The 14,657-nt window shown below is 67.9% G+C and carries 14 protein-coding genes and 2 pseudogenes; 7 read left to right on the top strand and 9 right to left on the bottom strand.

From position 1 onward, the window contains the following. Positions 1-806: RNA-guided endonuclease InsQ/TnpB family protein (locus tag ACFWWR_RS40810; protein WP_384308948.1), on the bottom strand; the 806-nt coding region annotated here is incomplete at its 3' end. 596 nt (positions 807-1,402) lie between these two features. Here ACFWWR_RS40810 and ACFWWR_RS40805 point away from each other — a divergent pair. Beyond that, complete coding sequence (locus ACFWWR_RS40805) at positions 1,403-2,467, top strand: ADP-ribosylglycohydrolase family protein (RefSeq protein ID WP_384308960.1); 1,065 nt, start codon at positions 1,403-1,405, stop codon at positions 2,465-2,467. Positions 2,468-2,615: 148 nt separating this feature from the next. Here ACFWWR_RS40805 and ACFWWR_RS40800 read toward each other — a convergent pair whose 3' ends face one another. Together ACFWWR_RS40800 and ACFWWR_RS40795 are read right to left on the bottom strand one after the other, a co-directional pair. Continuing rightward, a complete protein-coding gene (locus tag ACFWWR_RS40800) occupies positions 2,616-3,173 on the bottom strand; it encodes a hypothetical protein (RefSeq protein ID WP_383873766.1) in 558 nt (185 codons plus the stop codon). Positions 3,174-3,345: 172 nt separating this feature from the next. Beyond that, positions 3,346-4,173, bottom strand: coding sequence for a class I SAM-dependent methyltransferase (locus ACFWWR_RS40795; protein WP_383873769.1), 828 nt, complete (start codon positions 4,171-4,173; stop codon positions 3,346-3,348). Between the two features lie 286 nt (positions 4,174-4,459). Between ACFWWR_RS40795 and ACFWWR_RS40790 the strand changes: the two genes are divergently transcribed. Continuing rightward, on the top strand, positions 4,460-4,765 hold the full coding sequence (locus tag ACFWWR_RS40790) for a transposase family protein (protein ID WP_383873772.1): 306 nt from the start codon (positions 4,460-4,462) through the stop codon (positions 4,763-4,765). Positions 4,766-5,130: 365 nt separating this feature from the next. Here ACFWWR_RS40790 and ACFWWR_RS40785 read toward each other — a convergent pair whose 3' ends face one another. Continuing rightward, positions 5,131-5,982: an MBL fold metallo-hydrolase gene (locus ACFWWR_RS40785; protein WP_384308947.1), complete on the bottom strand. Its 852-nt coding sequence runs from the start codon at positions 5,980-5,982 to the stop codon at positions 5,131-5,133. A gap of 232 nt (positions 5,983-6,214) precedes the next feature. Between ACFWWR_RS40785 and ACFWWR_RS40780 the strand changes: the two genes are divergently transcribed. Further along, the gene (locus ACFWWR_RS40780; protein WP_384308962.1) at positions 6,215-6,721 is read left to right on the top strand and encodes a hypothetical protein; all 507 of its coding nucleotides are present in this window, start codon (positions 6,215-6,217) and stop codon (positions 6,719-6,721) included. A gap of 97 nt (positions 6,722-6,818) precedes the next feature. Here the strand turns inward: ACFWWR_RS40780 and ACFWWR_RS40775 are convergent. Next, a pseudogene (locus tag ACFWWR_RS40775) lies at positions 6,819-7,004 on the bottom strand (ANTAR domain-containing protein); the annotation flags it as partial. Positions 7,005-7,492: 488 nt separating this feature from the next. Between ACFWWR_RS40775 and ACFWWR_RS40770 the strand changes: the two are divergent. Continuing rightward, positions 7,493-7,663, top strand: a complete 171-nt coding sequence (locus ACFWWR_RS40770) for a DUF5670 family protein (RefSeq protein ID WP_030933194.1) — start codon at positions 7,493-7,495, stop codon at positions 7,661-7,663. 168 nt (positions 7,664-7,831) lie between these two features. On the opposite strand, the gene ACFWWR_RS40765 is transcribed toward ACFWWR_RS40770, so the two are convergent. Together ACFWWR_RS40765 and ACFWWR_RS40760 are read right to left on the bottom strand one after the other, a co-directional pair. Continuing rightward, positions 7,832-8,440 (bottom strand): superoxide dismutase, encoded by a 609-nt coding sequence (locus ACFWWR_RS40765; protein ID WP_383873777.1) that lies wholly within the window; start codon positions 8,438-8,440, stop codon positions 7,832-7,834. An 851-nt stretch (positions 8,441-9,291) separates the two neighbouring features. After that, complete coding sequence (locus ACFWWR_RS40760) at positions 9,292-9,588, bottom strand: LysR substrate-binding domain-containing protein (RefSeq protein WP_384308958.1); 297 nt, start codon at positions 9,586-9,588, stop codon at positions 9,292-9,294. A 133-nt stretch (positions 9,589-9,721) separates the two neighbouring features. On the opposite strand from ACFWWR_RS40760, the pseudogene ACFWWR_RS40755 reads away from it, so the two are divergent. From ACFWWR_RS40755 to ACFWWR_RS40745, 3 genes and pseudogenes are all read left to right on the top strand, one after another. Further along, positions 9,722-9,874, top strand: a pseudogene (locus ACFWWR_RS40755) (NAD(P)-binding domain-containing protein); the annotation flags it as partial. 407 nt (positions 9,875-10,281) lie between these two features. Then, positions 10,282-11,463: a PP2C family protein-serine/threonine phosphatase gene (locus ACFWWR_RS40750; RefSeq protein WP_384308955.1), complete on the top strand. Its 1,182-nt coding sequence runs from the start codon at positions 10,282-10,284 to the stop codon at positions 11,461-11,463. A 1,487-nt stretch (positions 11,464-12,950) separates the two neighbouring features. Next, positions 12,951-13,421, top strand: coding sequence for an NUDIX hydrolase (locus tag ACFWWR_RS40745; RefSeq protein ID WP_384308944.1), 471 nt, complete (start codon positions 12,951-12,953; stop codon positions 13,419-13,421). A gap of 21 nt (positions 13,422-13,442) precedes the next feature. Here the strand turns inward: ACFWWR_RS40745 and ACFWWR_RS40740 are convergent, their stop codons facing one another. Then, positions 13,443-13,904 carry a transposase gene (locus ACFWWR_RS40740; protein ID WP_384308953.1) on the bottom strand — a complete coding sequence of 154 codons (462 nt, stop codon included), beginning with the start codon at positions 13,902-13,904 and terminating at the stop codon, positions 13,443-13,445. Positions 13,905-14,186: 282 nt separating this feature from the next. After that, the gene (locus ACFWWR_RS40735) at positions 14,187-14,516 is read right to left on the bottom strand and encodes a hypothetical protein (RefSeq protein WP_383873783.1); all 330 of its coding nucleotides are present in this window, start codon (positions 14,514-14,516) and stop codon (positions 14,187-14,189) included. Positions 14,517-14,657: the final 141 nt, after the last annotated feature.

The raw sequence follows: 14,657 nt of genomic DNA, 5'->3' as shown, positions 1-14,657 counted from the left end.
TGGTTCTCACGCACGAGCCGAGTGGTCAGCTTGTGGAGCACATCCCGGCGCCGGTCGGCGATCCTCGCATGGATCCTGGCGACCTTACGCCGGGCTTTCGCCCGGTTGGCGCCGTCGCCCCTGGCCTTGCGGGACAGCTTGCGCTGGGCCTTGGCGAGTCGGGTGCGGTCGCGGCGTTCGTGCCTGGGGTTGGCGATCTTCTCCCCGGTGGAGAGGGTCAGCAGGTGGTCCAGGCCGACATCGACCCCGACTGCCGCATCAGTGGAGGGAAGCGGCTTCACGGCCGGATCCTCGCACAGCATCGAGACGAACCAGCGTCCGGCCGCGTCCTGCGACACCGTCACGGTGGACGGCTCGGCGCCTTCGGGCAGCGGCCGGGACCACACGATGTCCAGCGGCTCCGCCATCTTCGCCAACGTCAGCTGGCCGTCGCGGAAGCGGAATCCGCTGGTCGTGTACTCCGCCGACTTCCGCGACTTCTTCCGCGACTTGAAACGCGGATACCTCGCGCGCTTACCGAAGAAGTTGGCGAACGCGCTCTGCAAGTGCCGCAGCGTCTGCTGGAGCGGCACCGACGACACGTCATTGAGGAACGCCAACTCCTCGGTCTTCTTCCACGCCGTCAGCATCGCCGACGTAGCGTTGTAGTTGACCCGCACCTGCCGCGCCCACGCCTCAGTACGCGCGGCGAGCGCCAGGTTGTAGACCTTCCGCACGCAACCGAACGTGCGCGACAGCTCCGCTGCCTGCGCATCACTCGGATAGAAGCGGTACTTGAACGCCCGCTTCACATGGTTCGCGGCCACGCGCACAAACTAGCCACACCCGCAAGTAGAGATCAAACCTGCCCGTCAGGGCACTGCGATCCGCCCTGGCGGCAAAGCCCAGCTCGGGGATCCAGAACGAACTTCAGGACGCCGCAGCTGCATCAAGAAGGCGACGAGTTCGTCCTCCGACGCTTCACGCTTCCCATGCCGCACCAGCCGCCACGAAGACGGGGGCGAATTCCAGGACTGCACCTCAATCAGCCTGAAGGAACTTGTCGAGAGGCTGGCCATAGCCGCCGCCCGCCTGACCACACGGGCGCCGGACAGGTGCATCTGTCGATCCTCGCCCGGAGGCCCTTCATATGGTCTCGTTGATGATAAGGGGTGAGCAGTGCCAAGCTGGCGGAGCCTCAATCCGGCCGAAAAATTCTTCCCTCTGGTACATCCGCCCATACGCCACAGCCCACCCGGCCCGCTTCCGCGTGCCGCCGCACCTTCGGGAGAAACCCATGGCCGATGCCCCGCAGCCACATGCCGTGCAGGGGCAGGGTGAGCTGGACCTGGGCCCCGCTAAGAAGCCGCAGTAGCAACAGGAGATTCTGCGGAAGAAAGGGGCGGCGTCCCGGGTGCGCGGGATGATGCTCGGCCTGGCGCTGGGGGACACACTGGGCACCACCCGGGGCAAGTTGCCGGCCGACGGCCCGCTGCGGGCCGGTGTCAGCACCCAGTTGGCCTGCTTCACCGCCGAGGGCACGATCCGCGCGTGGGTGCGCGGCAACCACAAGGGCAGCTGTCATCCGCCCTCGGTGGTATGGCACGCCTACGGCCGGTGGGCTGCTCTGCAAGGGATCGAGATCGAGCGGATGCGGCAGCGCTGGGCTCACGGTGACGATGTGTGGCCTGACGGCTGGCTTGCCCGGGTGCCCGTACTGGCCGAGCGGCGCGGTTCAGCGCCAGCAACCGTGGCGGCACTGGCCAAGACCGAGCCGGGAAGCCTGGGCAGGCCGACGACCAGCCGCGGCTGCCATGCGCTCACCCGCACACTTCCCGTCGCCGTGGTCGGCGCGGCACACGGTTCCAAGCAGTCAGTCAGGTTGGCCCGGGAGATCGCCGCCCTCACCCACGGCGACCCAGCCGCGCAGTCCGCGGCAGCCCACGCGGCGGTGCTGGTCACCCACTGCCTGATAAGCACCCTGGAGATGCAGTGTTCCCAGTCCGGTGAGCGGTCGCAGGTGCGGCAGGCCATGATGGACGGCCTCGACGCCCTTGCTGATGCCGACCCCGGCCTGACCGGCGCCGAGCACAAGAAGCTCATCAGGGCACTGCTTCAGGCCGACGACCAGGGCGCGGAAGTGGGACGGCTCGCGAAGCTCGCGCCCGACGCCACCGCGCTGTCGGCACTGCTCGGCGGCCTGTATGTCGCCGGCTCTTTCCCCGGCCGAGACCAGGTAGGTGCCGCACTGCGTTTCGCCGCCATGGCGCCGGACGGCGACTCGGTCGCCTGCGTGGCCGGCGCGCTGCTCGGAGCGGCACACGGCGTCGAGGCGCTGCCCGTTGACCTCATCAGCCGCCACGAACTTGCCTGGGTCCTCGATACCCTCGCCCGCGACCTCATTGCCCAGCTCACCGACTCGCCCAGCGGCAGCGAGTACACCCCAGGCTGGGACGACCATTGGTGGGACCGCTACCCCGGCTGGTGACCCGCCCGCTCCGGTGTCCACACGTCGCCGGGGCCAGCCTGGGGTCGGCAAAGTCCGGGAAGGGGTCTCCCGCGAAGTCGTGAGAAGACTGGTACTGCGCGGTGCCGGCGGCGATCGGTCGAGGTACCCGGGCCATCGCCGAGTCGGTTCAGCTGAAGTCGGTGAGGACGTCGGAGACGGCGCCGGGGCGTCCGGGCCTCAGGAGCTTCTCGAAGATTGTCAGGACCAGTTCGTCGGTCTCGTCCAAGACACAGTGGTCGTCGCGGCTGACGTGGCCGTCCTGGGGGCGGAAGCCGTGTTTGACGAATGACGCGATCAGGGTGCCGTCCCGCGTAGCGTCGGCGCCCTGTCCCCCGGTGTGAAGGAACGCGTAGCGCCGACCGTAGACGAGGGCACGACCGGCTTTCTCCCGACGGCGACCGTTGGCGGCACCGTTGCTGACGAAGGCCTGCTGGTCGGGTGGACGCAGCGTGATCTGGGTGGGTTCACGAACAGGCAGAGACGGCCCGTTCGTCTCGAAGGCTCGGCTCATGACCGAGTTCTGCCGCTTGGCGAACCAGCCCGTGAAGTGCTGCACGGGCTGCGTGGCGACGTAGGCCCGGACTCGGCCGTCGGGGTCGACCACGTTGACGCCGACGCGGGCCTCATCGGCCTCAATGCGCCAACCGCCGCGGGTGGGCCGACGCCAGAGGGGGATGTCCGTCATGGTCACAGCCTCTCAGACGGCCGGGATTCGCGGGCCACGACGCTGCTCCCGGAACCGCTTCAGCGCCGCGAGAAAGCCAAACCACTGATCAGCGACCCCAACTCCCCTCCACGAACTTGCGTGGCGCAGGACATCAGGCCGCGCCCGGTGGCTCAGAGATCGGTCCCTGGCCTCACTCGGCGCGCTGTCCGACGCGCAGCACGCTCAGATATCGGCGTGATGCGCGATCGCCCATCCGCGTACGGATGCGCTCGGCGATGGCGTCGAGCAGAGGCTCACGGACGTCCCGGTCGAGCATGCGATACAGCGACTGTGAACGAAGGAGATCGGCAAAGCCGTCCCCGTCGAACCACTGAACGGTTGGATACCAGCGCACGATCGTTGGGCCGAACAATCCTCCGGGATCGTCGACCAGTCCCCAACCCTCGTCGGTGGCGCGCACCTCGTCCTCCATTGGCGGATGACCCCAGTCGGGGTTCCCGGGGCAGAACCGCTCATGGAGATCGGCGGTCTCGGCATACACCTCCGGCTCTCCAGGCAGGCGGACAACGACGTGGCCGAGCAGCGCCATCCAACCCCCGGGAGAGAGCACGTCGTACGCTCGCTGCCAGCCAATCGACGGGTCGACCCAGTGCCACGACGACGCAGCCACGAGAACATCGAAGCGCCGGCCGCGATCGTCCCACTCCTCAAACGTCGACGTCTCAACTTCGACGTTGCGGAGGGAGGCGATCCGGTGGCGAGCGAGTGCGGCCATGTCTACGCCCGGCTCGATGGCGGTCACGGAGCATCCGAACGCTGCCAGCGAGCGCGTCGCCTGACCGGTACCGCAGCCCACCTCCAGCACCGACGCCTTTTCGTCCATGCCGGTGACGGCGACAAGGTCCGCAAACAGTTCGTCGGGGTACCCCGGCCGGACCCGGTCGTAAAGCTCCGGCACCTCGTTGAACACCCGGCCGAGGTCGTGTGGATTCGGGCGCATCTTCGGGTCGTCAGTCACGAACGCACAATCTATGAGGCTCGTCCGTGGAGACGCCACTCGTTTGCCGAAGCAGCCGCTGACGCGCTGCCGCGGTTGCTCAGAGAAGGTCGAGTAGAGCTCGGTCGTCAACTGGCCGCCGCGGCTCCGAGCAGTAGCCCGCACCAGAACTCACGCTCGTGCAGGTGAGGGAAAGCGTTGAGCTCGATCGCCTCCAGCGGCTGCATTGACGGCACGAAGCAGCGGCTTCCGATCGGATCCGGTGATCACCGCGCGGCTGGTGCCAGCCCTGTGACCATGCTCGTCCGTGAGAGATGCGGACTCGGAGGACGTGCTGTTCGCGCAGGTGGATGGCTTGGTGATCGAGGAAGTCGAGCTCGGCGAGGGCCGCGTCCGGGTCGTTGCCCGGGCTGTCGCCGCGCAGGCGGTCTGCCCGCACTGCGGTGAGGTGTCCGGGCGCGTCCACAGCGGCTACGAGCGTCGGCTCGCCGACATGGCGGTGGGCGGCAGACCTGTGGTGATCCGTCGCCCGCCTGACGCTCACCGCCGCACTGACGGCGGCACGGGCGCGGTGGCACGGGCTCGGCAGGGGCTTTGCTGCTGTACGGGGTGATGTGCGATCTCACCTTGCGGGGTCATCCGCTCGACAGGGGGGACAGTCATGCCGGGCCGGAGGCCAGCGGCCCTTGCCGGACCGCGAAGAAGAACTGAGAGCAGCTCTCACCCGAAACCAGGACGACGACCATGCCGTGGGAGAAGGCCGCAGCGTCCGGCATCGGCGGCAGCTCCTCGTTGTATCGGGAGACGACCGCTGCCAGTCGTATGCGTCGCTGACCCACTCACGGCCCTTCCCACTGATGAGGGTCGGGTGGGTGACCCGCGCATCGGCACTCACCTGCGGATCCAGCCGCACCTCGTCGTACGGGCATAGAAGCGTCAGGTCAGATGTGCAACGCCGTTCTCGTCCGCGGTCGCCTCTCACGTCTCCGACGGCCGCGGCTGCTCCGGCGGAACCGAGCTCTCTGCAACCGCCATCCACTGGTCCAGGTCGGCCTGGGTGAACTCTGCCCACGGTGGGATTCCGGGGAGCTGGCGGAGGAGGTCGTAGGCCTCGGGGATCTGGGTTCCGCGGAGGACCGGGCAGTGACAGCCGGCGATGACCTCGGCGTTCAGGTGTTGGAAGTCGGTGACGACCGTCCCGAACTTTTGGGCGTCCAGCAGGGCGACCCAGGGAGAGACCAGGCTTCCGCCGAAGAACTGGCCGTCGCGGAATTCGTCTGGGGACAGCGCCGCCATGTCGGGCATGGGGGTCGGCACGTTCGTGGCGAAGGTATCGACGGCCCACAGGACGTTGGTCTTCGGGTCGAAAAGAGCGCGGGTTGTGGGGTTGTCGTACAGGGGCGGTCGTTTGGCGACCAAGGTCCGGTCGCCCGCGTCGATCGTGTCGCCGTCGGTCATGAAGCGGCACCGGTTGATGGGTGTCTCCCACTCCTCGGCCATGCGGCCGATGGAGAACCATGTCGTCAGCAAGGTCGCGTTCGGGCATTCGGCGAGGACCGGCAGGAGGTTGCCTGCGTGGTCGCGGTCGTCGTGGGTGAGGAAGATCCACCGAACGTCCAGTGGATCCACGACGGACCAGGCTGCCTCCAGCCACTGGGAGCGTACTGCGGGCGCCCCGGTGTCCACGAGGACCGGCTCGGCTCCCCGGATCACCATCGAGTTCATCGGGAAGTGGCCGACCGGCGGGGCCTCAAGGGCCCACGGGATGACGAACGTCTCCTTGGCTATCTTGTACGGCTGCAGAAGGTTGAACGTTTCCATGGTTGTCATCGCTGCTCTCCCTAGGACGGAGTCGCCGCAGCGTCATGATTCCAGTGCAGCCCCATGCCGGGCTGTCGTCAAACGCAGAACTCCTGGCGGTCGGCTTCGGTGAACGACGATTGCTGCGCGGTCGGCGTTGTCAGGCTCCAACTCTGGCGCTCGCGCTCATGCTTCTTGTATGCGCGCTCCCCTTGGCGCGCGGACGCCGACCGCGCGGGACATGCAGTGGGAGCCTGCGCGCTTGAGCGTCAGCCAGATCTTGAACGTGGTCGTTCCCTCTGGGAATCACGGTCGGGGTGACGGCGGTGGCGTGGTGTTCGCCCTTGCCGACGTCCAAGCCGAGGAAGGCGCCGATCTCGCTGACGTCGATCACAGGCGTCCTAAGATCGTTCCCGCCCGGCCGTCCCACGGCATCGATCGCCACATCCACATTACGAAGAGCCTCCCGGCCTGCGACGAAGCCGGTGGTCATGCCTCGAATCAGCGGTCCGTCGATGCCTCCGGAGCCGGTGACACCACCCAGCAGTCGGTGGCCGACCGCCTGGGGCGGCTGTACCGGTGGATCGCCGGACGGCTGCCCGGTGAGGAGGGCGCGGCCCTGGTTGAGGAGGCGGGCCGTTCTCCGGCTGCACAGGCTCTGCTGCGACGACGGCTGGTACTGGCTCTGGGTGAGGATCCTGCAGGCGTTGAGGAGGTGCGGGTGCTGCTGTCGCCGCACACGAGTGGCGCGGCTGGAGGAGGCTGCTGAGCGTCCGGGCGGGGCAGCGCTGCTGCACCGCCGCGTCCAGTTGCCGCCTCACCCGCTCCGGCAGCGGCTGCCCCAGCGCCCAGGCGATCACCGTCTCAGCCACCGTGTGCAGCTTGGTGTTGGTGTGCTGGGACACCGCACACAGCACCTCGAATCCGTCTGCCGGCGCGAGCCGGTGAATCGCGGTGAGGACACCGATGCCTGCTCCACCGTCGCGTGGGAGTCGACGGCGTGCCGCAGCTGCGCGTTCTCCTGCTCCAGGCGGGCGCCGTGGCGTCGTCACGTGTGCCGTCGGGCGAGGACCACGCTACGCGGGAAGTCGTCATGGGCTGGTCTCCATGCAGGAGCAAGGCTTTCTGTGACGGGTGGCCGCCGCGTCCTCGCTCACTTTCACGGGCCGGACAGGCGAGGAACGGGCAGCCAAGGCGGGGCCGCAGCCGACTCTGGGATGACTGCGGTACCCGCCCCGTGCAGCCCGGTGACGCGGGAGGAAGAACATGCCTCGGGCCGACCGTGCCAGTGCCCCACCCACCGGCCACCAGGCTGCGCCGATCGGGTGGGCCGTAGCGGACCCGCGTGTCACGTACTGGGCGCTTCCTGCGGCCACCGTGCGTGGAACTCGACTGAACGACAGCCGCCTTCCGGCCCGACGGTGAGGTGAACGCGTGGAGAAACTGGGTTAAGTGCCCGCAAGAGCAGTGGAGAAACCAGGGAAATCGACCGTGTGTTCTTGCATTCGCCGGGCACAAGGAGCGACGGAGGTTGATAACTATGGTTCCCCTGCTTCTCGTTCTTCTGCTGGCTCTGATCCTTTTCGGCGCGGGCTTCGCGCTGAAGGCACTGTGGTGGATCGCCGTCATCGTGCTGGTCGTCTGGCTGCTCGGCTTCGTCATGCGCTCCGCCGACACGGGCGGCCGCAAGGGCCGCTGGTATCGCTGGTAACCCGCCAACCTGCACCATGCTTGGGCCCCGGATGTATCCGGGGCCCAAGCATGTCCCGGATCAGGACATCCCTCCGGGAGAACCTCGGGTGCGTGGCTTGGTGATCGACGACGCGGTGCGGGCCGGGAGCGCTGAGGCTTCCCGGCCCGCTGGCGCTGGTGATGCTGCTCAGGTGTTGGTTACCGCGGCGAACCGGGTGGCGACGTCTTCCCAGTTGACCAGGTCCCACAGCTTGGTGACGTAGTCGGGGCGGACGTTCTTGTACTGCAGGTAGTAGGCGTGCTCCCAGGCGTCGAAGACCAGCAACGGGGTGCTGCCCTGGCCGACGTTGCCGTGGTGGTCGTAGACCTGCTCCACGATCAGGCGCTTACCGAGGGGCTCCCAGGCGAGCACACCCCAGCCGGAGCCCTGGACGGACGCGGTCGCCACGGTGAGCTGCTTCTTGAAGGCTTCGAAGCCGCCGAGGTGCTCATCGATGGCGTCGGCGAGGGCACCGTCGGGACGGTCGCCGCCGTCCGGGGAGAGGTTTTGCCAGAAGATCGAGTGCAGGACGTGGCCGGAGAGGTTGAAGGCAAAGGTCTTCTCCAGGCCGACCAGTGAGGCGGGTGTGATCTGGTCCTTGTCGCGGACCTCGGCGATCTGTTCAAGGGTGTCGTTGGCGCCCTTGACGTAGGCGGCGTGGTGCTTGGCGTGGTGCAGTTCCAGGATCTGCCCGGTGATGGCCGGCTCCAGAGCGGCGTAGTCGTAGGGCAGGTCGGGAAGCGCATAGGTGCCCATCAGGCACGTCCCCTTTCCGGGTGAGTGATCGTCCGGGGACAGCCTATGCCTCTATTGCGAATGACTTGCAACAACCAAAGTAATGCATCACTATGATCTATGGCGGGGTCGGCCCGTCAGTCTTCGGTGTCTGAGCGCCCCCGTCCGTCCGGCGTGTCCTTCCCGGAGAGTGATCGTCTTCTCACCCGGCGTCCGCCGGTGCCGGCCGACCCCGCTCTGGCATCAACGACCTCAGCTGCTCAGCCAAGCCGGTGGCAGATGCCGGGTTCTCGGCCAGCTGGGGGTGCCGCCCTTGCGGGCCAGACGACGGGGTCAGGAGGGTGATGGCCGCCCAGGTGATCAGGGTCGCGGAGTGCTGGATGAACGGGCCCGGCCGCAGGCGGGCACCGTGGACGGGCTGGACCTTCTCCGGCGGGTGGGGCCCCCTGCATAAGGCCCCCGCCCGGGAGGAGCGGAGGCCTGCGCGCTGGAGCGCCGGCAGACTTGAACTGTCGGCGACGCACGCGCACAGGCGACGGGTATCGGCCGTGGTAACGCAGGGCGCCCTTGAGCTCCACCAGGGCCGCGGTCGGCGATAGAGCCTGCACGACTGGGGACTGACAGCTCGGCGAGCGGCTCCAGGACCTGCCGGTAGAGCTGCTCCGGCAGCGGGTCCGGGCAGCGCACATGCGTGCTCTGACCTGCCGGTGTTTCGTCGTCACGACACTCACCTCGCGCACCCCACGTGCAGCCGTGCCGCCGTCGACGTGAAGGTGCTGGGGCCGGGCGCCACGGCTGTGTGTCCTAAAGAGGGGGCAGCTCCTCGCCTTTCGCCCTGGTCCTACGAACGCCATTCAAGACACTCCCGGCTCCTACCAGGTGAGGGCTGCGTGGCGGAGGGTGTCGCGGACGCGGACGACGCGGACGACGTCGGGGTTGGCTCCAGCGCCGGGGCGCTGGACGAGGAAGAGACTGTTGAGCGGTGGTTCGTCTGGGTCGGGGAGGAGGGCCAGGCTGCCGGCGGCGAGGTGGTCCTGGCACAGGGAGCGGGGCAGGACGCTGTAGCCGGAGCCGGCGGCGACCACGGAGACGACGCCGTACAGGTTGGGCACGGTGATGGCGGCCTGGGTGGTGAGCTGCTTGCCGAGGACCTGCTGGTGGGCGGGTATGGATCCTGAACCAGGAGACGCAGATCGGCCGGCCCGCCGCGGCGCTGGCCCGCGAGCGGCCGAACCCGATGCTCAACGGCGACCAGGCGTGGCTGGACGGCCTGGTCCACGCCGCGTCCGGGAAGGCGGGCCGATGAGCGTCCCGCGCACCGTGGGCGTCCTGGGCACCGGGATGATGGGGGCCGCGATGGCCCGCAACCTCGCTCGTGCAGGGCACACTGTCCGTGCCTGGAACCGCACCTGTGACACGGCCGAGCCCCTCGCCGCCGACGGCCTGGAGATCGCCGCATGCTTCTCCTCCCTCAGCCATCGCACTGCCCGACGTCGCGCCGCTGCTCCAGCAGCCGGGCGTTCGCACTGGTTGGCGGATGTTCACGGAGTTGGTGAGTCCAGCCCGAGCGATCACACGACCTGCTGTGGTCGCACTGAGCGCTCGAGTTGGCCGACAACCGTTTGGTGTGGTGCGCCAGCGCCTCTGCGTTCTCTAGTTCTGAAGGCTGACGTCACGAGGGAACGTGGTAGATGCTTACGGGCCAAGGGCAGGCGGTATGCCCAGGTGCCGAGGGCGCCGACGAACGGTAGAACGTAAGGGTGAGGGACGAGAACACCCCAGAGGAGGATGCACGGCCGCAGCGTGTGGCGCGGCCGGGGATCGACTACCAGGCGCTGTTCAAGGTCACTCCCAGCCCCTGTATGGTGCTGGGCCCGGATCTGGTGCTCGCCGACGTCAATGAGGCGGCATGTCGCGTGACCGGCCGTACTCGGGAGGATCTGCTCGGGCGGTACCTCTTCGAGGCCTTCCCTGAAAATCCGGCGGACCCGGATGCTGACGGGGTGCGGAATCTGAACGCCTCCCTGCACCGGGTCCTGCGCTCGAAGGAGCCGGACACGATGGCGCCGATGAAGTACGACATTCCCGTGGCCGACCGGCCCGGCGTGTTCGAGGAGCGATGGTGGTCCGCGATCAACACCCCGGTGCTCGGGCCGGATGGGCAGGTGGAGTGGATCATCCACCGGGGGGAGGACGTGACCTCGTTCATCCTCTCCCACCCTCGCCAGCGAGGAGACAAGGCGCCCAACAATGTGGAAGCCATGGAGGTCGAACTGTACGCGCGGGCGCGCGAGCTCAAGCGGCTGAACGAGGAACTGCGTCAAGCCCACGCCCGGGAACGCCAGGTCGCCGTCACCTTGCAGGAGGCCATGCTCCACTCGCCCCACCTGGCCCGCCACCGGGACACCGCGGTGCGCTACTTGCCCGCCGCCGGGTCACTGAACGTGTGCGGCGACTGGTACGAGGTGGTCGACCTGCCCGAGAACAGATTCGCCGTCGCGGTCGGCGACGTTGTCGGCCACGGTCTGGAGGCCGCCGCCGTCATGGGCATGCTCCGCAGCGCGTTGTCCGCCGTGGTCCGGGCCGTCGACGGGCCCGCGAGAGCCCTGGACGTCCTGGGCCTGTACGCACGGTACGTAGAGGGTGCGCTGGCCACCACCGTCGTCCAAGCCGTCGTCGACCCCCACGCTCGCCGCATCCTCTACAGCAGTGCCGGCCACCCGCCCCCCGTCCTCCTCCACCCAGACGGCACCTGCGATCTTCTCGACCAGGCCACCGACCCTCCGCTGGGGGCACGTCCCAAACCCGTCCCCCGCCTCCAAGCCGACCTGCCCTACACCCCTGGTGACACCTTCGTGCTCTACACCGACGGTCTCATCGAACGCCGCGGCGAGGACATCGATGCCAGTCTGCAACGCCTCACCGACGCGCTCGCCCGCCATGCCCGCCACAACCCCGAACGTCTCGCCGACGCCTTGCTCGCGCACCTCGGCGTCAGCAGCGGCGCCCGCGACGACATCGCCCTGATCGTCCTCCGCCTATGACCCGCGCGCCGCCAAGCGAGTCGTTCACGGCAGCCATGCCCACGGAGTTGGAGGCAGCGACGCTGTGCATCGGCTCCGGCGGAGCTGCGGTACACGCGGAAGCACATTGTCGACACCGGCCGGGTTGTCGAGGTCGCGCACCCGATCGTGCGCCGCGGCGACACCACAGTCGTCGACTTCCGCATCGAGCCCGACGACTGAAGTCGCTGGTCGTCAGGCTTACGGGATCTCGTAAGCCGGGCATGACGAAACGCCCCCGTGCACGGGGGCGTAGTTGTCACCCGTGCACGGGGCTGCGCGGTCGGGATCTCGCCCGCGCAGGCCGGCATGCTGTGAACCTCATGACGTGTGCCGTGATCAAACACGCACTTACAGTTGTCACTGGCCGTAACACCCACCGTCCTGGCCACGGGAACCGCGTCCGCTGCGCCACCTCCCACGGCCGACGACGAACCTGCCACCGTGGCCCCTTCCCTTTCGGCCGTTTGCGACTCCAAGGTGCTGAACCGTCACCTCTGCCTCAAGGGGACTGCTGAGCGGCTCCGTATCGAGCCCGGCGACTGAGGGGTCTGCGTAGCCCTGGAATTCGCAAGGAAAGCGGGGCCGCTGCTCGCTGTCACGCCAAGCTGGTGATCCTGATCAGGTACCGCTGTCTAGCGCGCACGCAGAGGTGGTGCCGCCCGTTGTTGGCCGCAGCAGCGCGCGACACCACCAGGGGTATTCCGGCCGCAGATCCGACGCAGGAAGGAACCGGCAAACCCCAGGTACAAAGCATCGCCGACGGAACAACCAGGCGAGTCAATGACTCGCCTCCAAACGTGTGAAAACCTCGCAGCACAGACGAAGACCCCCTCCCGCCCGAAGCCGAAACGGGGCGTATTTCGTCATGGGTACTGGCGGCGGCTCGGGGCGAGGCCGGCGGGGAGCAGGCCACCGTTGCCGTTGCCGGGCTCCGGATTGGGGGCGCCGTCCTTGCGGCAGACGAAGGCGTCGGGGTCGTAACTCGGGGCCTGCGGGCTGTAGCCGCCGGGGCAGGCCCGGTCGGGCGGCCCCGGCCCCTGCTCGCCGGTGTCGCCCTTCTCCCCGCGCTCGCCGACCGGACCGGACGGCCGACGGGCCCCACAGGTCCGATGACGGTTTCACCATCCCGTCCGTGGGCGCCCGATGCGCCGGGCACCCCGCCCGGGTGGTCCGGTCGGGCCCGTCGGCCCAGTGACGGATGCACCGGGTCGCCCGGCTGCCGGGCGACCCGGTGACCGGACAAGCCGTTGGAGCCGTGCCGGTCGGCACCGCCTGCCTGATCCAGGCGCTCTTCTACCTCCGGGATGCCATCGAGTCCGTCCTGGAAGGTTCTCTCGTTCAGCAAGAACGCCTTTGATACCGATCTCGAATTTTGGCTCTGGCCGGATTGCGTCTGCCCAGCGCGGGAGCTGCCTCAGTTGGCCGAGGTTCTACGCTGAAGAGGTGATGACGTTGGAGGGGGCCTCGTGCCGCGCCCGAGCGCCCGCGTGGTGCTGGTGGACGACGCCGATCGGCTACTGCTGTTCTCCGCACGGAACAAGGCGAGGGGTTCTCTTCGTTGGTTCACCCCCGGAGGCGGTGTGAAGCCAGGCGAGAGCCACGAGCAGGCAGCCTTGCGGGAGTTGCGGGAGGAAACCGGACTGACGAACGTCTCGTTGGGCCCGGAGATATGGCGAGGGCGTCCATGGGCGACGGTCCGGGAAGGCGTCGCCTACGAGGTTCGGCAGCGTTACTACGTCGCCCGGGTGCCCGCGTTTGACGTCGATACCTCGGCTTTCGAGGACATCGAGAGGGCCGCGATCAGCGGGCACCGCTGGTGGACCGCCGCAGAGTTGGCCGCGACGTCCGATGTGTTGCGACCGGCGGAGTTGCCAGAACTGCTGGCTTCCTTGCTGATGGATGGCCCACCGGCCCAGCCGATCACCGTGGACGGCTGAGCCTTGCTGGGCTGCCCGTGATCACGGCTGTGTGAGGAGCCGGGTGCGAAGGAGCTGAAACGAGGCCCGGCCATACATGGCTCTCTTGATGGTTTTCACCCGGTTTACGTGGCCCTCGACCACCCCGGAACTCCAGGACAGGGTGAGGCCGGCGGTGACGGCGTCGAGGTCCTGGCGGAGGGAGCCCGCGAAGCTGGCCATGGGTTTCGGAGCGTCCTGCTCGGCTTGGCGAATCCACTGCATCAGCAGGGCTCCGCGGCGGTGGCGAACCAGGTCGGTGAAGCATCGTGCGAGGTCGCAGGCTCGGGTGATGTCGGGGCAGACAAGCCGGACCTGAAGCAGCCGCTCTTCCTGGCTTGGGGTGAGAGTGTCACGGGGCCGCATGATCCATGAGGTGATCTTGCGCGGGCTGGGTATGTCGGCGCGGACGGGTTCGGCGGTGCCAGCTCGCAGAGCGGCGAGGTGCTTGCGGACAACCTGGATGCTTCTCCGGTATCCGCGTTCGCGGATCTCCAGAACAGGCGCTTTCCGTCGACCTGGCCGAGCACCTCGGTGCGGTGAAGCGGGCGTTGAGATAGGGCTTGAACGGTTCCAGGACGCCGTTGGGCCGGGGATTCACACTCCGGTCAGAGCCCGAATTTTCCCCAGTGCTGCTCTTCGCCCCAGTTGGTTCACGGAGTAAACCAACTGGGGAATGTGGGGAGCGGACAGCATCAGAAGGACTCACCGATCACGCGATCGGCGAGTCCTTCTGCGCGGGGGTAGTCAGTGGGAGGAGACGAAGCCCTCCGACTGGTCGAGATGGAAAGGAGAGCCGGAGCTCTCGGGAGTCCATCCGTTGGCGCGAGCGGTTCGAATGCTGTCAGCAACGTCGGAAGGCAGGACAGGATTGGCCTGTGTGCCGAACCAGTTGCTTGGGTGTGGCTGGTTGGTCGTGATCACCAGTGTGGTGCCGGGAGTCTCGGCGTGTTCGACCGCATAGGTGAGGGGCGAGCAGACCAGCCCCTGGTCGTAGGTGGGCCTTCCGCGAAGCCTCCATCGGTAGGTGGTGCCGTCGACGGTGATGCGCCGCGACCCCTTCTTCACCAGTGCCATGCCCACGTCCTTTCTCAGGCGAGGGTAGTGAATGGCCACTGGCCATGTCCCACGGGTTTCCTGCGCCCGGGTTCAGCCTCTGCGCATCGGAATGACGCCAGAGCTTGCGGCGGGGGTGGTCGGACGGGCGGCCTCGGGGGT

Source organism: Streptomyces sp. NPDC058678 (assembly GCF_042714835.1).
GTDB lineage: Bacteria > Actinomycetota > Actinomycetes > Streptomycetales > Streptomycetaceae > Streptomyces.
This window is presented reverse-complemented; position numbering and strand designations above follow the sequence as displayed.